This window comes from Streptomyces sp. NPDC045955 (assembly GCF_056430805.1).
Genome location: NZ_JBWKKY010000006.1, coordinates 372656 through 397489, shown reverse-complemented (window position 1 = coordinate 397489; position 24834 = coordinate 372656). Strand labels below are relative to the sequence as shown.

The 24834-nt window shown below is 73.0% G+C and carries 21 protein-coding genes and 1 riboswitch; of the genes, 16 read left to right on the top strand and 5 right to left on the bottom strand.

The features are described from left to right. Positions 1-14 precede the first annotated feature (14 nt). From AC07F0_RS15575 to cobC, 13 genes are all read left to right on the top strand, one after another. The gene (locus tag AC07F0_RS15575) at positions 15-1274 is read left to right on the top strand and encodes an inorganic phosphate transporter (protein ID WP_478978984.1); all 1260 of its coding nucleotides are present in this window, start codon (positions 15-17) and stop codon (positions 1272-1274) included. Positions 1275-1308: 34 nt separating this feature from the next. Further along, positions 1309-1530: a hypothetical protein gene (locus AC07F0_RS15570; protein ID WP_086606028.1), complete on the top strand. Its 222-nt coding sequence runs from the start codon at positions 1309-1311 to the stop codon at positions 1528-1530. A gap of 130 nt (positions 1531-1660) precedes the next feature. Next, positions 1661-1800: riboswitch (cobalamin riboswitch) on the top strand. 101 nt (positions 1801-1901) lie between these two features. Further along, entirely contained in the window at positions 1902-2843 is a 942-nt protein-coding gene (locus AC07F0_RS15565; RefSeq protein ID WP_478978981.1) for a cobalamin biosynthesis protein, read from the top strand. Further along, entirely contained in the window at positions 2840-4351 is a 1512-nt protein-coding gene (locus AC07F0_RS15560) for a cobyric acid synthase (protein WP_478978978.1), read from the top strand. Before AC07F0_RS15565 ends, AC07F0_RS15560 begins: the two co-directional genes overlap by 4 nt. Continuing rightward, positions 4348-8004, top strand: coding sequence for a cobaltochelatase subunit CobN (gene cobN / locus AC07F0_RS15555; protein WP_478978975.1), 3657 nt, complete (start codon positions 4348-4350; stop codon positions 8002-8004). The genes AC07F0_RS15560 and cobN overlap by 4 nt, the downstream gene beginning before the upstream one ends. After that, on the top strand, positions 8001-10022 hold the full coding sequence (locus AC07F0_RS15550; protein WP_478978972.1) for a putative cobaltochelatase: 2022 nt from the start codon (positions 8001-8003) through the stop codon (positions 10020-10022). Before cobN ends, AC07F0_RS15550 begins: the two co-directional genes overlap by 4 nt. Beyond that, a complete protein-coding gene (cobO, locus tag AC07F0_RS15545; protein ID WP_184982334.1) occupies positions 10022-10621 on the top strand; it encodes a cob(I)yrinic acid a,c-diamide adenosyltransferase in 600 nt (199 codons plus the stop codon). Before AC07F0_RS15550 ends, cobO begins: the two co-directional genes overlap by 1 nt. Continuing rightward, the gene (locus AC07F0_RS15540; protein ID WP_478978969.1) at positions 10621-11997 is read left to right on the top strand and encodes a cobyrinate a,c-diamide synthase; all 1377 of its coding nucleotides are present in this window, start codon (positions 10621-10623) and stop codon (positions 11995-11997) included. The genes cobO and AC07F0_RS15540 overlap by 1 nt, the downstream gene beginning before the upstream one ends. Next, positions 11994-12743 (top strand): precorrin-2 C(20)-methyltransferase, encoded by a 750-nt coding sequence (gene cobI, locus AC07F0_RS15535; RefSeq protein WP_478978966.1) that lies wholly within the window; start codon positions 11994-11996, stop codon positions 12741-12743. The genes AC07F0_RS15540 and cobI overlap by 4 nt, the downstream gene beginning before the upstream one ends. Before the next feature lie 55 nt (positions 12744-12798). Continuing rightward, the gene (cobM, locus tag AC07F0_RS15530; RefSeq protein WP_478978964.1) at positions 12799-13617 is read left to right on the top strand and encodes a precorrin-4 C(11)-methyltransferase; all 819 of its coding nucleotides are present in this window, start codon (positions 12799-12801) and stop codon (positions 13615-13617) included. A gap of 58 nt (positions 13618-13675) precedes the next feature. After that, the gene (cobJ, locus tag AC07F0_RS15525; RefSeq protein ID WP_478978961.1) at positions 13676-15358 is read left to right on the top strand and encodes a precorrin-3B C(17)-methyltransferase; all 1683 of its coding nucleotides are present in this window, start codon (positions 13676-13678) and stop codon (positions 15356-15358) included. Between the two features lie 40 nt (positions 15359-15398). Beyond that, positions 15399-16325 (top strand): sirohydrochlorin chelatase, encoded by a 927-nt coding sequence (locus AC07F0_RS15520; RefSeq protein ID WP_478978958.1) that lies wholly within the window; start codon positions 15399-15401, stop codon positions 16323-16325. Beyond that, on the top strand, positions 16315-17370 hold the full coding sequence (gene cobC / locus AC07F0_RS15515) for an Rv2231c family pyridoxal phosphate-dependent protein CobC (RefSeq protein WP_478978955.1): 1056 nt from the start codon (positions 16315-16317) through the stop codon (positions 17368-17370). Before AC07F0_RS15520 ends, cobC begins: the two co-directional genes overlap by 11 nt. Positions 17371-17403: 33 nt before the next feature. On the opposite strand, the gene AC07F0_RS15510 is transcribed toward cobC, so the two are convergent. The 5 genes from AC07F0_RS15510 to AC07F0_RS15490 all read right to left on the bottom strand — a co-directional run bounded on the left by AC07F0_RS15510 (position 17404) and on the right by AC07F0_RS15490 (position 21934). Continuing rightward, positions 17404-18054: a hypothetical protein gene (locus AC07F0_RS15510; protein ID WP_478978953.1), complete on the bottom strand. Its 651-nt coding sequence runs from the start codon at positions 18052-18054 to the stop codon at positions 17404-17406. 95 nt (positions 18055-18149) lie between these two features. Continuing rightward, on the bottom strand, positions 18150-19241 hold the full coding sequence (locus AC07F0_RS15505) for an amidohydrolase family protein (RefSeq protein WP_478978950.1): 1092 nt from the start codon (positions 19239-19241) through the stop codon (positions 18150-18152). Positions 19242-19467: 226 nt separating this feature from the next. Further along, positions 19468-20259: an amino acid ABC transporter ATP-binding protein gene (locus AC07F0_RS15500; protein WP_059422324.1), complete on the bottom strand. Its 792-nt coding sequence runs from the start codon at positions 20257-20259 to the stop codon at positions 19468-19470. Next, entirely contained in the window at positions 20256-21092 is an 837-nt protein-coding gene (locus AC07F0_RS15495) for an amino acid ABC transporter permease (RefSeq protein WP_478978947.1), read from the bottom strand. The genes AC07F0_RS15500 and AC07F0_RS15495 overlap by 4 nt, the downstream gene beginning before the upstream one ends. Then, positions 21089-21934, bottom strand: coding sequence for a basic amino acid ABC transporter substrate-binding protein (locus tag AC07F0_RS15490; protein WP_478978945.1), 846 nt, complete (start codon positions 21932-21934; stop codon positions 21089-21091). Before AC07F0_RS15490 ends, AC07F0_RS15495 begins: the two co-directional genes overlap by 4 nt. Before the next feature lie 200 nt (positions 21935-22134). On the opposite strand from AC07F0_RS15490, the gene AC07F0_RS15485 reads away from it, so the two are divergent. From AC07F0_RS15485 to ectA, 3 genes are all read left to right on the top strand, one after another. Beyond that, positions 22135-23235, top strand: coding sequence for a pyridoxal-phosphate-dependent aminotransferase family protein (locus AC07F0_RS15485; protein ID WP_478978942.1), 1101 nt, complete (start codon positions 22135-22137; stop codon positions 23233-23235). Between the two features lie 161 nt (positions 23236-23396). Next, the gene (locus tag AC07F0_RS15480) at positions 23397-23948 is read left to right on the top strand and encodes a DinB family protein (protein WP_478978939.1); all 552 of its coding nucleotides are present in this window, start codon (positions 23397-23399) and stop codon (positions 23946-23948) included. 338 nt (positions 23949-24286) lie between these two features. Further along, entirely contained in the window at positions 24287-24793 is a 507-nt protein-coding gene (gene ectA / locus AC07F0_RS15475; RefSeq protein ID WP_356923246.1) for a diaminobutyrate acetyltransferase, read from the top strand. The last annotated feature ends 41 nt before the right edge of the window (positions 24794-24834 follow it).

The window sequence follows — 24834 nt, the reverse complement described above, 5'->3', positions numbered from 1 at the left end:
GATTGCCTGGGTAAATGGAAAGCTTCTCGCTGATCCTCGCGATTGTGGTGGTAACCGCACTCGCGTTCGATTTCACGAACGGTTTCCACGACACGGCGAACGCGATGGCCACGACCATTTCCACGGGCGCCATGCGGCCCAAGGTCGCCGTCGCCATGTCCGCCGTCCTCAACCTGGTCGGCGCCTTCCTGTCGGTGGAAGTCGCCAACACGATCTCCAAAGGTCTCGTCGACGAGACCGGCATCCGTCCCGAGGTCATCTTCGCCGCCCTGGTCGGAGCGATCCTCTGGAACCTGCTGACCTGGCTGGTCGGCCTGCCGTCGAGTTCCTCGCACGCCCTGATGGGCGGCCTGATCGGCGCCACGATCGCCTCGGCGGGCGTCGGCGCGGTCCACGGCGACGTGCTGGTCACCAAGGTCCTGATCCCGGCGATCGCCGCCCCGCTGGTCGCGGGCATCGCGGCGATGCTCGCGACCCGGCTGACGTACTCCCTCGGCAAGAAGGCCGACGGCAAGGCCTCCGAGAAGGGCTACCGGGCCGGCCAGATCGCCTCCGCGGGCCTGGTCTCGCTGGCCCACGGCACGAACGACGCCCAGAAGACGATGGGTGTCATCACCCTCGCCCTGGTGGCCGGCGGCGCCGTCGCCCCCGACTCCGACCCGCCCACCTGGGTCATCCTCTCGGCGGGTCTCGCCATCGCGCTCGGCACGTACCTCGGCGGCTGGCGCATCATCCGCACCATGGGCAAGGGCCTGACCGACCTCCAGCCGCAGCAGGGCTTCGCCGCCCAGACCAGCGCGGCCACGGTCATCCTGGCCTCCTCGCACATCGGCTTCTCCCTCTCCACCACCCACTCCGTCTCCGGCTCGGTGATGGGCGCCGGGCTCGGCCGCAAGGGCGGTGTCGTCCGCTGGTCGACGGCGACGCGGATGTTCGTCGCCTGGGGCCTGACGCTGCCGGCGGCGGCCCTGGTGGGCGCGCTCGCCGAGTACGTCACCGGCTTCGGCAGCTGGGGCACCGCGGTGGTGGCCGTCTTCCTCGTCGCCTCCAGCGCGGCGATCTGGAAGCTCTCGCGGCGTCAGGTCGTCGACCACACCAACGTCAACGACACCGACGAGGCGGAGCCGGCCGGTGTGGTGACCACGGCGATGGCCGCGGTGACGCCGCCGCCCACGGGTGGCGCGGCCACGGACGAGCCGAGTGCCACGATCCCGGCACCGGCGGCCCCGGCCCCGGCCGAACGCCGGCCCTCCACCACGACCACCCCGGTCTGATCCCGCCCACTCGGTTACAAGGAGAACCTCTGCCATGAAAATCGACTGGGCCGCCCTCGGTTCCGTCTTCGGCGTCAGCCTCGTGGTCACCGTGGCCCTGGTGGGCCTGTTCACCCTCGGCATCACCGGCCTGTCCCGCCGCGAACGGGCGGTGGCTGCCGGCGGGTCCGCGGGGCTCGCGGTGACGGGCGCGTACGCGTGCTTCGCGGCGTGCGCGGCGGCTGTGGGGTACGGGATCTATCTGATCGTGGCCTGACGGCCTGACCGCACGAGGTTCCCGCCGGGCGGGACAGGACTTCCGTCCTGTCCCGCCCGGTCGTCGTGTGGCAGGGGCGCGGTGTGGGCTTCTGCACACTCTCCCCTCGCAGGTCAACGGCAAGTTGACGACTGATCCCGGCCGTGGTGGACTGCCGGGGCCATTAACGGCGGCAGGAGAGGAAGCCGGTGGAAGTCCGGCGCGGTCCCGCCACTGTCACCGGGGTAGCAATCCCCGGGAGCCAGGAACTCTCACCGCCGGTCTAGTCGAACCAGGGCGTGGACACCCTGAGTGAGGACATATCGCCATGCGCGGCTGCCGATCGAGGTTCAGTACCCCACCCCTGCCCGCCCCTGCGGCCGGCTGAGCCCATGGGTGCCGGTCGCGTCTTCGCGTACGGCGCCGCCGCCGGTCTGATCGGTGACCTGCTGCTCGGCGATCCGCGCCGGGGGCATCCGGTCGCCGTGTTCGGGCGGGCCGCGGGCGCCGTGGAACGGGTGCTGTGGCGGGACCACCGGGGATGGGGCGCGCTGCACACCGTGGTGTGCGCCGGAGGAGCCGTCGCGCTCGGGGGCGTCGCCGCGCGCGCCGTGCGGGACTCCGCCGTCGCGTCCGTCGCGCTGACCGGTGCCGCCACCTGGGCCGTGGTCGGGGGGACTTCGCTCGCGCGGGAGGCACGAGCCGTCGGGCGTGCCCTGGAGGTGGGGGACGTCGAAGGCGCCCGGGCGCGGCTGCCGCATCTGTGCGGGCGGGATCCGCAGGCGCTCGACGCCGACGGGATCGCCCGGGCCGTGGTCGAGTCCGTCGCCGAGAACACCTCCGACGCGGTCGTGGGGGCGCTCGTGTGGGGGGCCGTCGGCGGTGTGCCGGGGCTCCTCGGGTTCCGGGCCGTCAACACCCTCGACGCCATGGTCGGGCACAAGTCGGCCCGATACCGGCGCTACGGGTGGGCCTCCGCGCGGCTGGACGATCTCGCGGGCTGGCCGGGGGCCCGGCTGACCGCCGTGCTCGCGGCCCTGGCAGGAGACGACCCACGGGGAGCGGTCAGGGCCTGGCGTGCCGACGCCGACCGGCATCCGAGCCCCAACGCCGGGCCCGTGGAGGCCTCGTTCGCCGGGGCGCTCGGGGTGCGGCTGGGCGGGACCCTGTCGTACGGCGGGCGCGTCGAGCACCGGCCCGTGCTCAACGGGGCCGGGCGGGCCGTCGCCACCCGGGACATCGAACGGGCCGTACGGCTGTCCAGGCGTGTCGGCTGGCTCGCGCTCGGCGTCTGTGCCGCCGCGCGCCGCATCGCGAAAGGGAGTACGTCATGACGGGCGGTGGGCTTCTCGTCGCCGGTACCACCTCCGACGCCGGCAAGAGCGTCGTGACGGCCGGGATCTGCCGGTGGCTGGTGCGGCAGGGCGTCAAGGTCGCGCCCTTCAAGGCGCAGAACATGTCCCTCAATTCGTTCGTGACGAAGGAGGGGGCCGAGATCGGGCGGGCGCAGGCCATGCAGGCGCAGGCCTGCCGCGTCGAGCCGACCGCGCTGATGAACCCGGTGCTGCTCAAGCCCGGCGGCGAGAGCAGCAGTCAGGTCGTGCTGCTGGGCAAGCCGGTCGGGGAGCTCAGCGCACGCGGGTACCACGGCGGACGCCAGCAGAAGCTGCTCGGTACCGTGCTGGACTGCCTGGAGCAGTTGCGGGGCACGTATGACGCGGTGATCTGTGAGGGGGCGGGCAGTCCCGCCGAGATCAACCTGCGGCGGACCGACATCGTCAACATGGGGATCGCCCGCAACGCCGGGCTCCCCGTGCTCGTCGTCGGCGACATCGACCGGGGCGGTGTCTTCGCCTCGTTCTTCGGGACGGTCGCGCTGCTGTCGCGCGAGGACCAGAGTTGCGTCGCCGGGTTCCTCGTCAACAAGTTCCGGGGGGACGTCTCCCTGCTGGAGCCGGGGCTCGACATGCTCCAGGGCCTCACCGGGCGGCGTACGTACGGCGTCCTGCCCTTCCGCCACGGTCTCGGGATCGACGAGGAGGACGGGCTGCGCGTCTCCCTGCGGGGAACGGTCCGCGAGTCCGTCGTCGCCCCGCCGGTCGGCGAGGACGTGCTGCGTGTCGCCGTCTGTGCCGTTCCGCTGATGTCCAACTTCACGGACGTCGACGCGCTGGCCGCCGAACCCGGTGTCGTCGTGCGGTTCGTGGACCGGCCGGAGGAACTCGCCGACGCCGACCTCGTCATCGTGCCCGGGACCCGGGGAACCGTCCGTGCGCTGGAGTGGCTGCACGAGCGGGGGCTCGCCGAGGCCCTGGTCCGCAGGGCCGCCGAGCAGCGACCCGTCCTCGGGATCTGCGGCGGCTTCCAGATCCTCGGCGAGCACATCGAGGACGACGTCGAGAGCCGCCGGGGCCATGTCGGGGGGCTCGGGGTCCTGCCCGTGCGGGTGCGGTTCGCCCGCGAGAAGACCCTGACGCGGCCGGAGGGCGAGGCTCTCGGGGAGCGCGTGGAGGGCTACGAGATCCATCACGGCGTCGCCGACGTCCAGGGAGGCGCAGCCTTCCTGGACGGCTGCCGGGTCGGCCAGACCTGGGGCACGCACTGGCACGGCTCGCTGGAGTCGGACGGGTTCCGGCGGGCCTTCCTGCGCGAGGTGGCGGCCGCCGCGGGGCGCCGCTTCGTACCGGCGCCGGACACCTCGTTCGCCGCGCTGCGCGAGGAGCAGCTCGACCGGCTCGGCGACCTGATCGAACAGCACGCGGACACGGACGCGCTGTGGCGGCTCATCGAGTCGGGCGCGCCGCGAGGACTGCCCTTCATTCCACCGGGAGCACCCGCATGAGCACTGTGTTGTTGTTGTCGACCGCCGATACGGACCTGCTGGCGGCCCGGGCCGCCTCCGGTGCCTCGTACCGGATCGGCAACCCGACCCGCGTGGACGTCCGGGAGGAGCTTCCGGCTCTCCTCGACGGCGCGGACATCGCCGTCGTACGGCTGCTCGGCGGCAAGCGGGCCTGGGAGGACGGGCTCGCCGCGCTGAAGGCCTCCGGCGTCCCGACCGTGCTGCTGGGCGGCGAGGCGGTGCCCGACGCGGAGCTGATGGCCGAGTCGTCGGTGCCGGCCGGTGTCGTCGCGGAGGCGCTGAAGTACCTCGTGGCGGGCGGACCGGCCAACCTCGCCGAGCTGGCGCGGTTCCTGTCCGACACCGTGCTGCTCACGGGCGAGGGGTTCGCCGCGCCCGAGCGGATGCCGGAGTACGGCGTCCGGGGCGAGCGCGCGCGGGTCGAGGGCCGGCCGACCGTCGGCGTGCTCTTCTACCGGGCGCACGAGCTGAGCGGCAACACCGCCTTCGTGGACACGCTGTGCGACGCGATCGAGGCGCGGGGCGCCAACGCGCTTCCCGTGTACTGCGGTTCGCTGCGCGGGGCCGACGCGGGGCTGTACGAGATCCTCGGCCGGGCGGACGCCCTCGTCGCCACCGTCCTCGCCGCCGGCGGCACCCACGCCTCGCAGGCCTCGGCGGGCGGTGACGAGGAGTCCTGGGACATCGGCGCCCTCGCCGAGCTGAACATCCCGGTGCTGCAGGGGCTGTGCCTGACGTCCTCACGGAGCGCCTGGGAGGCGTCCGACGCCGCCCTGTCCCCCATGGACGCCGCGATGCAGGTGGCGATCCCGGAGTTCGACGGGCGACTGATCACCGTGCCGTTCTCGTTCAAGGAGCAGGGCGCGGACGACGTGCCCGTGTACGTCGCCGACCCGGAGCGCGCCGCGCGGGTCGCCGGGATCGCCGTACGGCACGCGCGGTTGAAGCACAAGGCGAACGCCGAGAAGAAGCTCGCGCTCGTCTTCACCGCGTACCCGACCAAGCACTCGCGGGTCGGCAACGCCGTCGGGCTGGACACCCCGGCCTCGGCGGTGCGGGTGCTGGACGCCCTGAAGGAAGCCGGGTACGGCCTCACCGCGTACCCGGACCAGGGCGACGAACTGATCCACCGGCTCATCGAGGCCGGCGGGCACGACGTGGAGTGGCTGACGGACGAGCAGCTGGCCGCCGCGCCCGCGCGGGTGCCGCTGGCGGACTACCGGGCCTGGTTCGACAAGCTCGACCCGGAGCTGCGGGACGCCATGACCGAGGCGTGGGGCGAGCCGCCGGGCAGCCTCTACGTCGACGGGGACGACATCGTGCTGGCGTCCCTGCAGTTCGGGAACGTGGTGGTGATGATCCAGCCGCCGCGCGGCTTCGGCGAGAACCCGATCGCGATCTACCACGACCCGGACATGCCGCCGTCCCACCACTACCTGGCGGCCTACCGCTGGCTGGAGAACAGTTTCGGCGCGGACGCGATCGTGCACATGGGCAAGCACGGCACGCTGGAGTGGCTGCCCGGCAAGGGCCTCGGGCTCAGCGGCGGGTGCGCCCCGGACGCCGTGCTCGGGGAGCTGCCCCTGATCTACCCGTTCATCGTCAACGACCCGGGCGAGGGCACCCAGGCCAAGCGGCGCGGGCACGCCACGGTCGTCGACCACCTGGTGCCGCCGATGGCCCGCGCCGACACCTACGGCGACCTGGCCAAGCTGGAGCAGCTCCTGGACGAGTACGCGCTCGTCTGCGACCTGGACCCGGCGAAGGCGCCGGCCGTGCGCGCGCAGATCTGGACCCTCGTGAAGGCCGCCGAGCTCCATCACGACCTGCATGTCGACGAGCAGCCGGACGACGAGGCGTTCGACGAGTTCGTCATGCACATCGACGGCTATCTGTGCGAGATCAAGGACGTGCAGATCCGCGACGGCCTGCACATCCTGGGCGGCGGCCCGGTCGGCGAGCCGCGCGTCAACCTCGTGCTGGCGGTGCTGCGCGCCTCGCAGGTGTGGGGCGGTCAGGCCGACGCCCTGCCCGGGCTGAGGGCGGCGCTGGCGGAGCACTTCGGGCTGGTGGAGAAGGAGCTGCTGGCCGAGCCGGGCGCTCTGCTGAAGGTGCCGGCGGAGCTGACGGAGCTGGTGGCGGGCCCGGCGCGCACCGCCGCCGACGCGATCGACCTGCTGGAGCAGCTGTGCCGGCGGCTCGCGGAGGGCATGGAGGAGCGCGGCTGGGCGGTCGCAGAGGTCCCGGCGCTGGTCCGGGAGGTGCTCGGCGGGGACGTCGCCGACGCCGTGGCGGTGCTGGAGTTCGCCTGCACGGAGGTCGTGCCGCGGCTGGCCGGGACCACCGACGAGATCGGGCACATCCTGCGGGCGCTGGACGGCGGCTACGTCCCGGCGGGTCCCTCCGGCTCGCCGACCCGCGGTCTGGTCAACGTCCTGCCGACGGGGCGCAACTTCTACTCCGTCGACCCCAAGGCGATTCCCTCCCGGCTGAGCTGGGAGGTCGGGCAGTCGCTCGCGGACTCGCTGGTGCAGCGGTACCTGACCGACACCGGTGCGTACCCGAAGTCCGTCGGCCTGACGGTGTGGGGCACCTCGGCCATGCGCACCCAGGGCGACGACATCGCCGAGATCCTGGCGCTGCTGGGCTGCCGGCCGGTGTGGGACGACGCCTCGCGCCGGGTGACCGGGTTCGAGGTGATCCCCCCGGAGGAGCTCGGCCGGCCGCGCATCGACGTGACGGTCCGTATCTCCGGCTTCTTCCGGGACGCGTTCCCGCACGTGGTGGGGCTGATCGACGACGCCGTCCGCACGGTCGCCGAGCTGGACGAGCCCGCCGAGCAGAACTACGTCCGGGCGCACGCGGACGAGGACACCGCCGAGCACGGCGACCGGCGCCGGGCGACCGCCCGGATCTTCGGCTCCAAGCCGGGGGCGTACGGGGCCGGTCTGCTGCCGCTGATCGACGCGCGCAACTGGCGCTCCGACGCCGACCTCGCCGAGGTGTACGCGGTGTGGGGTGGCTATGCCTACGGGCGGGGGCTCGACGGGCGGGCCGCGCGCGGGGACATGGAGACGGCGTTCCGGCGGATCGCGGTCGCCGCGAAGAACGTCGACACGCGTGAGCACGACCTCGTCGACGCCGACGACTACTTCCAGTACCACGGCGGCATGGTCGCCATGGTCCGCCATCTGACGGGCGCGAGCCCCGAGGCGTACGTCGGCGATTCGGCCACCCCGGACCAGGTGAAGACCCGCACGCTGGGCGAGGAGACGCACCGCGTCTTCCGCGCCCGGGTGGTCAACCCGCGCTGGATGGCGGCCATGCGGCGGCACGGCTACAAGGGCGCCTTCGAGATGGCCGCGACGGTGGACTACCTGTTCGGGTACGACGCCACGGCCGGGGTCGTGGACGACTGGATGTACGAGAAACTCAGCGCCGAGTACGTCTTCGACCCGGAGAACCGGGAGTTCATGAAGACGTCCAACCCGTGGGCGCTGCGCGGCATCACCGAGCGGCTGCTGGAGGCCGCCGACCGCGGACTGTGGGCGGAGCCGGACGCGGAGACGCTGGAGCGGCTGCGTGCCACGTACCTGGAGCTCGAAGGCGACTTGGAAGGTGACGACAAGTGAGCACCCCGTTCCCGTTCACGGCCGTGGTGGGCCAGGACGACCTGCGGCTCGCGCTGCTGCTGAACGCCGTGTCGCCGGCGGTCGGCGGTGTGCTGGTGCGCGGTGAGAAGGGCACCGCCAAGTCGACCGCCGTGCGGGCGCTGTCCGCGCTCATGCCGGAGGTGGACGTCGTCCCCGGGTGCCGCTTCTCCTGCGACCCCGCCTCCCCCGACCCCGCCTGCCCCGACGGGCCGCACGCGCCGGGAACCGCCGGCCAGGCCCGTCCGGCCCGGATGGTCGAACTGCCCGTCGGCGCCTCGGAGGACCGGCTGGTGGGCGCGCTGGACATCGAGCGGGCGCTGTCGGAGGGCGTGAAGGCCTTCGAGCCCGGCCTGCTCGCCGACGCGCACCGCGGCATCCTCTACGTGGACGAGGTCAACCTCCTCCACGACCACCTGGTCGACCTGCTGCTCGACGCGGCGGCGATGGGCGCCTCGTACGTGGAACGCGAGGGCGTCTCCGTACGGCACGCGGCCCGCTTCCTCCTCGTCGGCACCATGAACCCCGAGGAGGGCGAGCTGCGGCCGCAGTTGCTCGACCGGTTCGGGCTGACCGTCGAGGTCGCGGCCTCGCGGGACCCCGACCAGCGGGTCGAGGTCGTCAGGCGGCGGCTCGCCTACGACGCCGATCCGGACGGCTTCGCGGCCCGGTGGGCGGACGAGGAGGCCGACGTACGGGCACGGATCGTCGCGGCACGGGAGCTGCTGCCGTCCGTGCGGCTGGGCGACGGGGCGCTGCGCCAGATCGCGGCGACCTGCGCGGCCTTCGAGGTCGACGGCATGCGCGCCGACATCGTGATGGCGCGCACGGCGACCGCGCTGGCCGCCTGGGCCGGGCGTACGGACGTGCTCGCGGAGGACGTCCGGCAGGCCGCGCTGCTCGCGCTGCCGCACCGGCGGCGGCGCAACCCCTTCGACGCGCCGGGTCTTGACGAGGACAAGCTGGACGAGACCCTGGAGGAGTTCTCCGGGGACGACGAGCCGGACCCCGACCCTGACCCCGACCAGGGGCCGGACGGGCCCGGCGGGGGCGGCGGGGACGGCGGACAGCCGGAGTCCGACGACGGGCCGCAGGGCGACGACACCGGCGCCACGCCCGAGGCCGGGGAGAACGGGCAGCCGCAGCCGTCGGGCGCCGGTGAGCAGTCGGCGGTACGGGCTGCCGAGCCGTTCCGGACCAAGGTGCTGAGCGTGCCCGGCATCGGCGAGGGGGCCGCCGGGCGGCGCTCGCGGGCGCGGACCGAGCACGGGCGGACGACCGGGGCCCGGCGGCCTCGGGGCACGCTCACGAAGCTGCACCTGGCGGCGACCGTGCAGGCTGCGGCCCCGCACCAGCGGGCGCGCGGGCGGTCCGGGCCGGGTCTTGTCGTGCGCCGGGACGATCTGCGGCAGGCCACCCGCGAGGGACGCGAGGGCAATCTCGTGCTGTTCGTCGTGGACGCCTCCGGGTCGATGGCGGCGCGGCAGCGGATGAGTGCCGTGAAGGGGGCCGTGCTGTCGCTGCTGCTGGACGCCTACCAGCGGCGCGACAAGGTGGGGCTGGTGACGTTCCGGGGTTCGGGCGCGGACGTCGCGCTGCCGCCGACCTCGTCCGTGGACGCGGCGGCGGCCCGGCTGGAGTCGCTGCCGACCGGCGGGCGTACGCCGCTCGCCGCCGGGCTGCTGCGCGCGCACGACGTGCTGCGGGTGGAGCGGCTGCGGGATCCGGCACGGCGGCCGCTGGTCGTGCTGGTGACGGACGGGCGGGCCACCGGGGGCCCGGAGCCGGTCGCCCTGGCCGGGCGGGCGGCACGGCTGTTCGCGGCCGAGGGCGTCGCGTCCGTCGTCGTGGACTGCGAGTCGGGGCCGGTGCGGCTGGGACTCGCCGGGCAGCTCGCCGGTGAGCTGGGCGGCACCGCCGTCACGCTGGACGAGCTGCGGGCCGACTCGATCGCCGGGCTGGTCAGGGACGTACAGGGGACTTCGAGGAGGGCCGCGTAATGCCGCAGGGACAGCCGAGTGTGATTCCGGACGACGGTCTGACGACCCGACAGCGCCGGAACCGGCCGCTCGTGGTCGTGCACACGGGAGTCGGCAAGGGCAAGTCGACGGCCGCCTTCGGGCTCGCGCTCAGGGCCTGGAACCAGGGCTGGCCGATCGGGGTGTTCCAGTTCGTCAAGTCGGCGAAGTGGAAGGTCGGCGAGGAGAACGCGCTGCGTGTGCTCGGTGCCTCCGGCGAGGGCGGGTCCGTCGCCTGGCACAAGATGGGCGAGGGCTGGTCCTGGGTGCAGCGCGACGCGCAGCTGGACAACGAGGAGAAGGCCCGGGAGGGCTGGGAGCAGGTCAAGCGGGACCTGGCGGCTCAGACGTACCGGCTGTACGTGCTGGACGAGTTCGCCTACCCGATGCACTGGGGCTGGGTGGACACGGACGAGGTCGTGGACGTCCTGCGCAACCGGCCAGGGACCCAGCATGTGGTGATCACGGGGCGCAACGCTCCGGAGAAGCTCGTGGACTTCGCCGACCTCGTGACGGACATGTCCAAGGTGAAGCACCCGATGGACGCCGGGCAGAAGGGGCAGAGGGGCATCGAGTGGTGATGTCCTCGTCCGTGCCCCGGCTGGTCGTCGCCGCGCCCTCGTCGGGCAGCGGCAAGACCACCGTCGCCACGGGGCTGATGGCCGCGTTCGCCGCGCGGGGGCTCGCCGTGTCCCCGCACAAGGTCGGACCGGACTACATCGACCCCGGGTACCACGCGCTCGCGACCGGGCGGGTGGGGCGGAACCTCGACGCGTATCTGTGCGGGCCGGAGCTGGTCGGGCCGCTGTTCCTGCACGGAGCGCGCGGGTGTGACCTCGCCGTCGTCGAGGGCGTGATGGGGCTGTACGACGGGGCCGCCGGGGAGGGGGAGCTGGCCTCGACGGCGCATGTCGCGAAGCTGTTGCGGGCGCCGGTGGTGCTGGTCGTCGACGCGTCGTCGCAGTCCCGGTCGGTGGCGGCGCTGGTGCACGGGTTCGTCTCCTGGGATCCGGACGTGCGGGTCGGGGGCGTGATTTTGAACAAGGTCGCGTCGGACCGGCACGAGGTGATGCTGCGGGAGGCCTTGGAGCAGACGGGAGTGCCGGTGCTCGGGGTGTTGCGGCGGGCTCCGCAGGTGGACACGCCGTCGCGGCATCTGGGGCTGGTGCCGGTCGCCGAGCGGCGGGCCGAGGCCGTGGAGGCGGTCGCGGCGATGGCCGCGCAGGTCTCCGACGGTTGTGATCTGGACGCGTTGGCGGGGCTGGCGCGGAGTGCGGGGGTGTTGTCGTGTGCGGCCTGGGATGCGGCTGAGGCCGTTTCCTCGCCCGCCCACCACTCGACGCGGTCCAACGAGAGGCCGAGGGTCGCCGTCGCCGGCGGTGAGGCGTTCACCTTCTCCTATGCCGAGAACACCGAGCTGCTCGCCGCAGCCGGTGCCGACGTCGTGCCCTTCGATCCACTGCGGGACGAGGAACTGCCCGAAGGGACACGGGGGTTGGTGATCGGGGGCGGGTTCCCCGAAGTGTACGCCGCCGAGCTGTCCGCCAACGAACCCCTGCGCAAGGCCGTTGCCCACCTGGCGCAGAGCGGTGCGCCCGTGGCCGCCGAGTGTGCCGGGCTGCTGTATCTGTGCCGGGAGCTGGACGGGCAGCCGATGTGCGGGGTGCTGGACGCCGGGGCACGGATGACCGGACGGCTGACCCTGGGGTATCGGGACGCGGTGGCCGTGGGCGACAGTGTGCTCGCGGCGGCCGGTACACGGATGCGCGGGCACGAGTTCCATCGGACCGTCGTGGAGCCCGGGGCGGGGGCCGAACCCGCCTGGGGCCTCAAGGCCCCTCAGCGGCGCGTCGAGGGGTTCGTGCAGCGCGGTGTGCACGCGAGCTATCTGCACACGCACTGGGCCGCGGAGCCCGGTGTCGCCCGTCGGTTCGTGGAGAGGTGCCGGACGTCATGAGCAGCAGGCTGGTCGGGGTCGGGGTCGGGCCGGGGGATCCGGAGCTGGTGACCGTCAAGGGCGTCAACGCCCTGCGGGAAGCCGATGTGGTGGTCGTTCCCGTGATGGCTGCGTCTGATGGAAAAGACGGCGGCGAACGCGGGCGGGCCGAGGCGACCGTGCTGCACTACGTGCCCGAGGAGAAGGTCGTCCGCGTCGTGTTCGCGCTGAACGAGCGCAGCGACCGGGCGCGGCGCGAGGCGGCCTGGGACGCGGCGGGCGAGCGGGTCGCCGAGCTGCTGCGCGGGCACCGTGCCGTCGCCTTCGCGACCATCGGCGACCCCAACGTGTACTCCACGTTCACGTATCTCGCGCAGACCGTCGCCGAGTCGGTGCCGGGGACCGTCGTCGAGACGGTGCCCGGGATCACCGCCATGCAGGACCTCGCCTCGCGGTCGGGCGCCGTGCTGACCGAGGGGACCGAGCCGCTCACGCTCGTGCCCGTCACGGCGGGGTCGACCGTGCTCAAGGAGGCCCTCGCCGGCCCCGGGACGGTCGTCGCCTACAAGTTCGGCCGGCAGGCGCACGAGGTCGCCGAGGCCCTGCGGGAGACCGGGCGGATCGGCGACGCGGTGTGGGGGTCGGCGCTGGGGCTGTCGGAGGAGTCGATCCGGCCGGCCGCCGACCTGGACGGCACTCCCCTGCCCTATCTGTCGACGCTCATCTCCCCCGCCCGGCGCGACGGCGGGCGGGGCGGAAAGCTCTGACCCGCCCGTGCATCACCCCGCCTACCGAAACCCCCCTGTACGAGAGGACCGACCCATGGCCGACGCCCCCAGCGGCAAGGTGACCTTCGTCGGTGCCGGCCCCGGCGCCGCCGACCTGCTGACGTTCCGTGCCGCGCGCGCCATCGCCGAGGCCGACGTGGTGATCTGGGCGGCGAGCCTGGTCCAGGCGGAGGTCCTCCAGCACGCGCGCGAGGACGCGGAGATCCTCGACTCGGCGGCCCTGTCCCTGGAGGACGTGGTGGCCGTGTACCGGCGGGCCCGGCAGGAGGGCCTGCGCGTCGCCAGGATCCACTCCGGTGACCCCGCCCTGTGGGGCGGCACCCAGGAGCAGCTCGACCGGTGTGCCGAGATCGGCCTGGCGACCGAGGTCGTGCCCGGGGTGTCCGCCTTCTCCGCCGTCGCCGCGCTCGCGCAGCGCGAGCTGACCATCCCCGAGGTAGCGCAGTCCGTCGTGCTGACCCGGCTCGGCGGCGGCAAGACGCCCATGCCGCCCGGGGAGGAGGTCCGCGAGTTCGCCCGGCACGGCACGACCATGGCGATCTTCCTCTCCGCGGCCCGCAGCGGGCAGCTCGTGCGGGAGCTGCTGGAGGGCGGCTATCCGACGACGACCCCGGTCGTGGTGGCGTACCAGGCGACCTGGCCCGAGGAGCTGATCGTGAAGTGCACGATCGGCACGCTGGAGGAGACGGTCAAGGAACACAAGCTCTGGAAGCACACCCTGTTCCTGGTCGGCCCGGCGCTCGACGCGCACGGCACGCGCTCGCACCTGTACCACCCGGGTCACTTCCACGGCTACCGCAAGGCCGACCCGGAGGCCCGCAAGGCCCTGCGCGAACGGGGTGCCCGCACATGATGGTCCGGCCTCCCGTACCTGTCGAACGCAGGGAAGACATCGCAGAAGGAGTAGCTCAGTGATCGGCCTCATTTCCGCCACCGCGGCGGGAGCGGCCGCGCGGGACCGGCTGGCCGCCGCGTGGCCGGACCGCACGCGCGTGTACGAGGGTCCCGTCGGGGAGGCCGTACGGGCCGCGTTCGCGCAGTGCGAGCAGCTCGTGTGCTTCCTGGCCACCGGCGCGGTGGTGCGGCTCGTGGCGCCGCTGCTGGCCGGCAAGACGGCGGACCCGGGCGTGGTGTGCGTCGACGAGGGCGGGCGGTTCGCGGTGTCCCTGCTGGGCGGACACGCGGGCGGGGCCAACGAACTCGCCCGGGAGGTCGCGGAGTTGCTGGGCGCCGAGCCGGTGGTGACCACCGCGACCGACGCCGTGGACCTGCCCGGTCTCGACACCCTCGGCCTGCCCGTGGAGGGCGATGTCGCCGGGGTCTCGCGGGCGTTGCTGGACGGTGAGGCGGTGGCGCTGCGGGCCGAGGTGGCCTGGCCGCTGCCGCCGCTCCCGGTCGCCGCCGAGGGGCCGTACACGATCCGGCTGACCGACCGGCTCGTCCGGGCGGCCGAGCGGGAGGTGGTGCTGCGCCCGCCGTCGCTCGTCGTCGGTGTCGGGGCGTCGAAGGGCGCTCCCGTCGAGGAGGTGCTCGGGCTGGTCGAGGACGCCCTGAAGGAGGCCGGGCTGTCCGCCGCGTCGGTCGCCGAGCTCGCCACCGTCGACGCCAAGGCCGGGGAGCCCGGCCTCGTCGAGGCCGCACGGCGGCTGGGTGCGCCCCTGGTGACGTACTCCGCCGGGGAGCTGGCCGCCGTCGACGTGCCCAATCCGTCCGACGCGCCGCTCGCCGCCGTCGGCACTCCCTCGGTCGCGGAGGCCGCCGCCCTGGTGCGCGGGGGCGAACTCCTCGTCCCCAAGCGGAAGTCGGCCGCGCGCCCCGCCATGGCGACCTGTGCCGTCGTACGGCGCCCCGGGCGCGGACGGCTCGCGGTGGTCGGGCTCGGGCCGGGAGCCCGGGACCTGCTCACGCCGCGGGCGAAGGCGGAACTGCGGCGCGCTTCCGTGCTGGTCGGGCTCGACCAGTACGTCGACCAGATCCGCGATCTGCTGCGGCCCGGCACCCGGATCCTGGAGTCGGGGCTGGGGGCCGAGGAGGAGCGGGCGCGCACGGCCGTCGAGGAGGCCCGCGCGGGGCGGGCCGTCGCGCTGATCGGCAGCGGGGACGCGGGTGTGTACGCCATGGCGTCCCCCGCGCTCGCCGAGGCCTCCGACGACATCGACGTGGTCGGTGTGCCCGGCGTGACGGCGGCGCTGGCGGCCGGGGCGATCCTGGGCGCGCCGCTGGGCCACGACCACGTGTCGATCAGCCTGTCCGACCTGCACACGCCGTGGGAGGTCATCGAGCGGCGGGTACGGGCGGCGGCCGAGGCCGACATCGTGGTGACGTTCTACAATCCGCGTTCGCGCGGCCGCGACTGGCAGCTGCCCAAAGCGCTGGGCATCCTCGCCGAGCACCGGGCGCCGACGACGCCGGTCGGTGTCGTGCGCAACGCCTCGCGGCCGGACGAGTCCGCCCGGCTCACGACGCTGGCCGCGCTCGACCCGGCGACGGTCGACATGATGACGGTCGTCACCGTGGGCAACACCGCGACCCGCGAGATCGCCGGGCGCATGGTGACGCCGCGCGGCTACCGCTGGCAGGAGGAGCCCGAGTGAACCGCGCAGTCCACCACCCCACGTCCGCCGAGGAGAACCTGTGACCAGCCCGCCCGCCCTGCTCATCGCCGGCCACGGCACCCGTGACGACGCCGGAGCCGAGGCGTTCCGCGACTTCGTTCGGGAGCTGGGGGCCCGCCACCCGGAACTGCCCGTCGCGGGCGGCTTCATCGAACTGTCCCCGCCGCCGCTGGGCGAGGCCGTCACCGAGCTGGTGGAGCGGGGCGTACGGCGGTTCGCCGCCGTGCCGCTGATGCTGGTGTCCGCCGGGCACGCCAAGGGCGACATCCCGGCGGCGCTGGCCCGCGAGCAGGAGCGGCACCCCGGGATCTCCTACACGTACGGCCGTCCGCTCGGTCCGCACCCGGCGCTGCTGGACGTGCTGGAGCGGCGGCTGGACGAGGCTCTGGGCGGCACGGCGGGGCGCAGGCCGGGTGACCGGGCCGATGTGACGGTGCTGCTGGTGGGGCGCGGGTCGACGGACCCGGACGCCAACGCCGAGGTGCACAAGGCGGCGCGGCTGCTGTGGGAGGGGCGCGGGTACGCGGGGGTCGAGACGGCGTTCGTGTCGCTGGCGGCGCCGGACGTGCCGAGCGGACTGGACCGGTGCGCGCGGCTGGGCGCCCGCCGGATCGTGGTGCTCCCCTACTTCCTGTTCACCGGGATCCTGCCGGACCGGGTGCGGCTGCAGACGGAGGGCTGGGCGGCGGCACATCCGGAGGTCGAGGTGCGCTCGGCCGACGTCATCGGGCCTGAGCCGGAGCTGCTGGACCTGGTGTGGGAGCGGTACACGGAGGCCGTCGAGGGTGATCTGCGGATGAACTGCGACTCGTGCGTGTACCGCATCGCGCTGCCGGGCTTCGAGGACAAGGTGGGCCTGCCGCAGCAGCCGCACTTCCACCCGGACGACGACGGCCACCACCACGGGCACGGCCACCACCACGGGACGCACTCCCATGCCCACTGACGGCGGGCACGATCTGCGGCACCACGGGGACGCGGAGGTCCGGGACGACGGCGGCTCGCTCGTCGACCTCGCCGTGAACGTCCGCGCGGACACCCCGCCGGCGTGGCTGCGCGAACACATCGCCGCGTCGCTGGGCGATCTGGCGGCCTACCCGGACGGGCGGGCCGCCCGCGCGGCGGTGGCGGCGCGGCACGGCCTGCCGGTGGAGCGCGTGCTGCTGACGGCGGGGGCGGCGGAGGCGTTCGTGCTGCTGGCGCGGGCGCTGAAGGTGCGCCGGCCGGTCGTGGTCCACCCCCAGTTCACGGAGCCGGAGGCCGCCCTGCGGGACGCGGGGCACACGGTCGACCGGGTGCTGCTGCGGGAGGAGGACGGCTTCCGGCTGGACCCGGCGGCCGTCCCCGAGGCCGCGGACCTGGTGGTGATCGGCAATCCCACGAACCCGACGTCGGTGCTGCACCCGGCGGACGTGATCGCCTCTCTCGCCCGGCCCGGGCGGCTGCTGGTGGTGGACGAGGCGTTCATGGACGCGGTGCCGGGCGAAACCGAGTCCCTCGCTGACCGCGTGGACGTGCCCGGCCTCGTGGTGCTGCGCAGCCTGACCAAGACCTGGGGGCTGGCCGGGCTGCGGATCGGGTACGTGCTGGCGGCTCCGGAGACCATCGAGGACCTGAAGCGGGCGCAGCCGCTGTGGCCGGTGTCGACACCGGCGCTGGCCGCGGCGCGGGCGTGCGTGGAGCCACGGGCGCTGGCGGAGGCGGCCCACGCGGCGCACCGCATCGCCGCGGACCGGGCCCACCTGCTGACCGGCCTGGCCCGCTTCGCCCCGGCCGGGCTGCGGGTGGTCGAGCCCGCACGGGGCCCGTTCGTCCTGGTCCGGCTTCCGCACGCGGCGGCCGTACGCGACCGGCTGCGCGTCCTCGGCTACGCCGTGCGGCGCGGGGACACCTTCCCCGGCCTGGACGGGCAGTGGCTGCGGCTGGCGGTGCGGGACCGGGCGACGGTGGACGGGTTCCTGCGAGCGCTGGAGCGTGCGGTGGCGGGCTGACGGCTCACCACGGTGCGGTGGGCGGGCTGACGCTCACCGCCGTGCGGCCCCGGCCCTCTCCCTCGCGATCGGTGTGCCGTCCTCGGGGCGGCGGGTCAGCAGGACGCTGGTGACGGCGACCCAGAGCCCGGCGGCCGCGAAGGCGAAGTAGCCGACCCAGGGGATGAAGATCAGCACGCCGATGACGACGGCTGCCCAGGCCAGCCAGCGGGGCAGCGGGCTGACGGTGGCGCGGAACGTGGCCAGGCCCGTGCCCAGCAGCAACAGGCCCATGCCGCCGACGAAGGGGATGAAGAAGTCCTCATTGAAGGTGTTGAGGGCCTGGAGCGCGGGACCGGAGGCCGTCGGCTCGCCGGCGAGGTCCGCCAGGGCCAGGGTCAACGAGGCCCCGGTCAGGAAACCGACGGCGATCAGCAGGCCGCCGCCGAGGACCACGCGGTGCAGCCAGCCGCCGCCCGCCGGGACGTCCCGTACGACACCGGCCAGGTGGGCGGCGAAGAAGACGATGAACACCGACGCGAGCACCAGCAGGTACAGGCTCGTCCACATCTGGCCCTGGTGATCCTCGTAGAAGGCTCTGACCTCGGGGCCGGTGGCGTCGAAGGCGGGAGTGTCGCCGAGGAGCGCGAAAGCGGTGATGGTCAGGATGACGGCCAGCAGCCCGCTCAGCGGTGCGACGCGCATCGGAACCTCCCGCTCTGGCAGGGTTCGTCCTCGCCTTCCACGCTCGCAGAGGTCAGTGTGCCCCGCCATCCGGGGCCGGGGGGGGCGTCTCGGCTTCAGCCGACCACGCGCCCGTTCAGCACCACCCGGCGCGGCGCGGTCAGCACGCCCACGTCCTTGCGCGGGTCCTCGTCGTAGACGACGAGGTCGGCCGGGGCGCCCTCGTCCAGGCCGGGGCGGCCGAGCCAGGCCCGGGCCGTCCAGGTCCCCGCCGCCAGGGCCTCGACGGGCGGGATGCCCGCGGTGACCAGTTCGCCGACCTCGGCCGCCGCGAGGCCGTGGGCGAGTCCGCCGCCCGCGTCGGTGCCGACGAAGACCGGGATCCCGGCGTCGTAGGCGCTCCGCACGGTGTCGTAGCGGCGTTCGTGGAGCCGGCGCATATGGGCCGACCAGCGCGGGAACCGCGCCTCGCCGCCGTCGGCGAGCTGCGGGAACGTCGCGATGTTGACCAGCGTCGGGACGATGGCGACGCCTCGTTCGGCGAACAGCGGGATGAGGTCCTCGGTCAGGCCCGTCGCGTGTTCGACGCAGTCGATGCCGGCCTCGACGAGGTCCTGGAGGGAGTCCTCCGCGAAGCAGTGCGCGGTGACCCGGGCGCCCAGCCGGTGTGCCTCGGCGATCGCCGCCTCCACCGCCCCCCGCGGCCAGCAGGCCGACAGGTCGCCGAGGTCGCGGTCGATCCAGTCGCCGACCAGCTTCACCCAGCCGTCGCCGCGCCGGGCCTCCTGGGCGACGTAGGCGACCAGGTCGTCCGGCTCGATCTCCCAGGCGTAGTTGCGGATGTAGCGGCGGGTGCGGGCGATGTGGCGGCCGGCGCGGATGATCTTCGGCAGGTCGTCGCGGTCGTCGATCCAGCGGGTGTCGGAGGGCGAACCCGCGTCGCGGATCAGCAGCGTGCCCGCGTCCCGGTCGGTCAGCGCCTGCTTCTCGGCGACGTCCTGCGGGACCGCGCCGTGCCGGTCGAGTCCCACGTGGCAGTGCGCGTCGACGAGGCCGGGCAGGGCCCAGCCCCTGACGGTACGGACGTCGCGGGCGCCGGCGGGACGGTCGTAGGAGATCCGGCCGTCGACGACCCACAGCTCGTCGCGGATCTCCTCGGGTCCGACGAGCACCCGTCCCTTCACATGCAGCACCGTGCGATCGCTCATGTACGGCACCCTAGCCAGCCGCTAGGGCCTGTTGCGAAAGTGGCCTCGTCGCCCGGAGGGCGGCCGCGCGGCGTCCGGTGCGTGCTCTGGGGCGCCCGGAAGCCCTCGAATTGGGCGTACTCGGGCTTTCGGGCGGTGCGGCGAGTGGGGGGCACCTCCCACGCCCTTAAGGCAGTGGGGGAGCGTGCCGGGCGTCGCGCGGCAGAGGCCACCTTCACAACAGGCCCTAGTCGGCCTTGCCCACCTGGTCCGAGGTCTCCTCCTCCACCTCGGCCATGGCGGGGTCGAGGAGGCGGGAGAGGAAGTGGCGGGTGCGGTCGTGGCGCGGGTTGCCGATGACCTGCTCGGGGGTGCCGTCCTCGACGATCACGCCGCCGTCCATGAAGACGACCCGGTCGGCGACCTCGCGGGCGAAGGTCATCTCGTGGGTGACGACCATCATCGTCATGCCCTCGTCGGCGAGCATGCGCATCACCGCGAGGACGTCCCCGACCAGTTCGGGGTCCAGCGCCGAGGTCGGCTCGTCGAACAGCATCACCTCGGGGCCCATGGCCAGGGCCCGGGCGATGGCGACGCGCTGCTGCTGGCCGCCGGAGAGGGAGGAGGGGTAGGCCGCCGCCTTCTCGGACAGCCCCACCCGCGCCAGGTTCTCGGCTGCCACCTTCGCGGCCGCCGCCTTGTCCCGGCGCAGCACCCGGCGCTGCGGCAGCGTGAGGTTCTCGGTCACCGTCAGGTGCGGGAACAGGTTGAACTGCTGGAAGACCATGCCGATGCGGCGGCGTGCGGCGTCGATGTCGACGTCCGGGTCGGTCAGTTCGGTACCGCCGACGAACACCTGCCCCTTCGTCGGCTCCTCCAGCAGGTTCACGCAGCGCAGCAGCGTCGACTTGCCGGAGCCGGACGGGCCGATGACACAGACCACCTCGCCCCGGCCGATCTCCAGGTCGATGCCGCGCAGCACCTCGTTGGCGCCGAACGACTTGTGCAGCGCGCGTACCTCGATCTCGGGTCGGCTCATTTCACGGCCTCCTGGGCCTTCGCCTCCATGCGGCGTACGACGAAGCCGAGCGGGATCGTGACCAGCAGGTAGCACAGTCCGGCGACCAGGATCGGCGTGGAGTTGGCGGTCTGGCTGGCCAGGTCGCGGCCGTATTTGGACAGTTCGCGCTCCTCCAGCGTGACGCCGAGGAACAGCACCAGCGAGGAGTCCTTGAACAGCAGCACCAGTTCGTTGGTGAGCGGCGGGAGGATGACGCGGAACGCCTGCGGGATGATGATGGAGATCATGGCCCGCGCGGGCGAGAAGCCGAGCGAGCGGGCCGCCTCCATCTGCCCCTTGGGCACGGCCTGGATGCCGGCGCGGATCGTCTCGGCCATGTAGGCGGCGGCCACCAGGCCGAGCGCCAGGGCGACCTTGCCGTACGTGCCGCCGATGATCTCGGTGCCGGGGAAGGCCAGCGGTACGGCGACGCCGATGAAGATGAAGATCAGCAGGGCGGGCAGGCCGCGGAAGATCTCGATGTAGATCCCGGCGAGCCAGCGGTACGGCCCCACGGAGGACAGCCGCATCAGCGCGATCACCATGCCGAGGGCCAGCCCCACGGCGAAGCCGCTCACCGTGTAGAGCACGGTGTTCTTCAGCGCCAGCTCGATGACGTCCGGGAACATGCGCTCGGCGATGTCCGCCTGCGCGAACTGGTTCTGGAGCCGGTCCCAGTCGGCGGAGACCGCGAAGGCGATCACGGCCGCGACGAACACGGCGTACTGGACGCCGCGCGAGAGGCTGCGCTTCTGCCGCCGGGTGAGGCCCTTCTTCTTCGGCTGGACTTCGGGCGTGGCCGTGTCGGTCATGAGGCGGCCGGCGACGCGGCGGACTCGTCGTACGGGCCGATCCACTGTTCGTACAGCTTCTTGTACGTGCCGTCGGCCTTGGCGTCCTCGATCGCCTTGTTGATGGCGGCGCGGAGCTTGGTGTTGCCCTTCTTCACCGTGAAGCCGTACTGCTCGCCGGTCTCGATGTTGTCGACGACCTTGAAGGCGTCCGCGTTGGCCTTGTCCTTCAGCCAGCCCTGGACGACCGGGTAGTCGATGACGACGGCCTGGACCTGGCCGGTGCGCAGGCCGTTGAGGACGGCGTCGGAGGACTCGAAGGAGACCGGGTCGAGGCCCTTGCTCTTGGCGTAGTCCTCACCGGTCGTCTGCGCCTGGGCGCCGAGCTTCTTGCCCTTGAGGCCGGCGAAGGAGGAGATGCCGCTCTTCTTGTCGACCAGTACGGCCTGGGTGGCGTTGAAGTACGGGTCGGAGAAGTCGACGTTCTTCTTGCGCTCCTCGGTGATGGTCATGCCGGCGGCGGCGAGGTCGCACTGGCCGGCGTTGAGGGACCCGCCGGTCTTGAAGTTCTCGAAGGGCTGGTCGACGATGTCCTGCTTCACGCCCAGGTCCTTGGCGACCAGGTCGATCAGCGACACGTCGAAGCCCTGCACCTTGCCGTCGATCTCCGACTGGAACGGCGGATACGGCAGGTGGGTGCAGGTGGTGAGCTTGCCCGCCTTGACGAGTTCGACGCCGCCCGCGGCCGTCTTCTTGCCGCTGCCGCCATCGTCGGTGGAGGTGCAGCCGGCCACGAGCAGCAGCCCGGCCGTCGCGGTGGTGGCGGCCAGGATGCGGGCCCGGTGCCCGGGGTGCGTGTTCACGGCGAGCCTCCTGTGAGTGAACTGTGGGTTCCGATCATAAGGAGAAGTTTGAGTGTCTGAAAACAATCCGATGGCCGCGAGGGCGTCGGGCCTGGGAAGTCACCGGTCGCGAGGGGGTTGGGGCGCGGCGGTTACGCTCGTTCCCGTTGTCCCCGCGAGTAGTCCCGCGAGTTGTCCCCGCACGTGAAGAGAGTGCCACCGTGACGCATCCGTTTCTGGACCTGACCCCGCTCGGTGCGGACCGTTTCGCCGCGATCGAGGACCGTGTGGCCCGGCTGCTGAGCACCGAGCAGGACGTCGTGATCATGCAGGGTGAGGCACTGCTGCCGCTGGAGGGCGCTATCCGCGCCGCGGCCGGTCCGGGCACGACGGCCCTGAACGTGATCACGGGCCCGTACGGGCAGACCTTCGGCGACTGGCTGCGGGACTGCGGGGCGACGGTGGTCGACCTGGCGGTGCCCTTCCACACGGCGGTCACGGCCGAGCAGATCCGGCAGGCCTTCGCCGAGCACCCGGAGATCGACTTCGTGTCTCTGGTGCACGCGGAGGCGGCGACCGGCAACACCAACCCGGTCGCGGAGATCGGCGCGGTGGTGCGGGAGCAGGGTGCCCTGTTCTATCTCGACGCGGTGGCGTCGATCGGTGCCGAGCCGGTGCTGCCGGACGCGTGGGGCGTGGACCTGTGCGTGATCGGGGCGCAGAAGGCGATGGGCGGGCCGGCCGGTGTGTCGGCGGTGTCGGTGAGCGAGCGGGCCTGGGCGCGGATGGCGGCGAACCCGCGGGCGCCGCGCCGGTCGTACCTGTCGCTGCTCGACTGGAAGGAGCGGTGGATCGACGGCGGCCGCAAGGCGCTGCTGCACGCTCCGGCGCAGCTGGAGATGCTGGCGCTGGAGGCGTGCGTGGAGCGGATCGAGGCGGTGGGGCTCGACGCGGTGATGGCCCGGCACGCATCGGCCGCGGCTGCCACGCGGGCCGGGGCGGTGGCGCTCGGTGGCGGTCTGGAGCCGTATGTGTACCAGGCGCGGGACGCGGCGCCGGTCGCGACGACGCTCCGGGCGCCGTCCGGGGTGGAGGCGTCGGAGCTGGTGGCCAGGGCGCTTCAGGCGGATCCGGCGGCGCCGGTCGCGGCCGGCGGGGGTGCGTTGGCCAAGGAGATGATCCGGGTCAACCACTACGGGGCGGACGCCACGCCGGGGGCCGTGCGGGCGAGTCTGGCGGCACTGGGGGCCGCGCTCTCGGAGGCGGGGCTGCCGGTGGACGTGGAGGGGGCACTGCGGGCGGCCGAGGAGGCGTGGCGGTAGCCGGGGCCCACCGCCGAACGGGAGCCGGGGGGCCATCCCGGACGGGAGCCGGGGGGCCATCCCGGACGGGAGCCGGGCCCACCGCCGGGCGGTAGCCGGAGACCACCGGGCTGTGGCCCGGGCCCGCCGCCGTTGTCAGTGGTCCGTGCGATGCTCCCCGCATGACCACCAACCCCCCTGCGGACACCCCCGCCGACACCACCGTCACCCTTCCCGACGGCCGTCCTGTCCCGCACCTCACCGGTGACGAGCGGGCCATGCTGGAGAGCTGGCTGGACTTCCACCGGGCCACCCTGGAGCTGAAGTGCGCCGGGCTGGACGACGCGCAGGTGCGGACGGCGTCGGCCGAGCCGTCCGAGCTGACGCTGCTCGGGCTGGTGCAGCATCTCGCCGAGGTCGAGCGGAACTGGTTCCAGCGGGTGGCCGCCGGACTCGACGTGCCACCGGTGTACGAGGACGGCACCGGCTACACGCTGGACCCGATGCGGGGGCTCGACGAGGCATTCGGGATCTGGCGGCGGGAGATCGCTCGGGGCCGGGAGCTGTGCGCGGGGCTGCCGCTGGACCACATCGGGCGGGTCGCCGAGGGCCCGGTGCCCGGGATGGAGGTCAGCATGCGCTGGATCCTGATCCACATGATCGAGGAGTACGCCCGGCACAACGGTCACGCCGATCTCCTGCGGGAACGTATCGACGGAGTGACCGGGGCTTGAATTAAACGTGTTTCCGAGGCGACCCACATGTAAGCTGGCACACAATTAGGAATTCTTTCAAGAACAGCTTCCCGTATTCTTCTGCCCGCTTTCTCCGATCCTAAACCCAAAGGTTTTGAGGACACTTGGAGAAGGAATTCGGGCAGATCTCGTGGCGATTACACGGCTGTGACGCGTTACACACTGTGACCGCTATGCCCGGTATTACCCGGACAATACCGGGCATAGCTGCGCCCTTTTGCGTGAGGCCTCGCGCTCGCGCGATAACACAGACACGGCTCATACGTAACCCCTCTCGGCGATGCAATTTCGAATTTCGCTGGGTAAGTTCAATTCGCATGACTGCCGTACAAGCAGATCCGCAAATCGACCGCCCCACGGTGGCTGACGGAGCCGCACTGTGGCGGATGGCGAAGGACTCGAAGGTTCTCGACCTGAACTCGTCCTACAGCTATCTGCTGTGGTGCCGCGACTTCGCGGCCACGTCGGCCGTAGCGCGTGACGAGCACGGCGAGCCGATGGGTTTCATCACCGGGTACGTGCGGCCGGACAGCCCGCACACCCTGCTGGTCTGGCAGGTGGCGGTGGACGAGGCGCACCGCGGGCGCGGGCTGGCCGCCACGCTGCTCGACGGTCTGGTCGCCCGGACCGCCACCGAGCGCGGGGTGACGACGGTGGAGACCACCATCACCCCGGGCAACACCGCCTCGGAGCGCCTGTTCACGTCGTTCGCCGAGCGGCACGGCGCCCGGCTGGAGCGCGAGGTGCTGTTCGACACGGCCGTGTTCCCCGACGGGCCGCACGACCCCGAGGTCCTGTACCGCATCGGCCCGCTGGCCCCCTGACTTTCCCCCCGACACTCCCCAGACTTCCCCCACGCACCGAG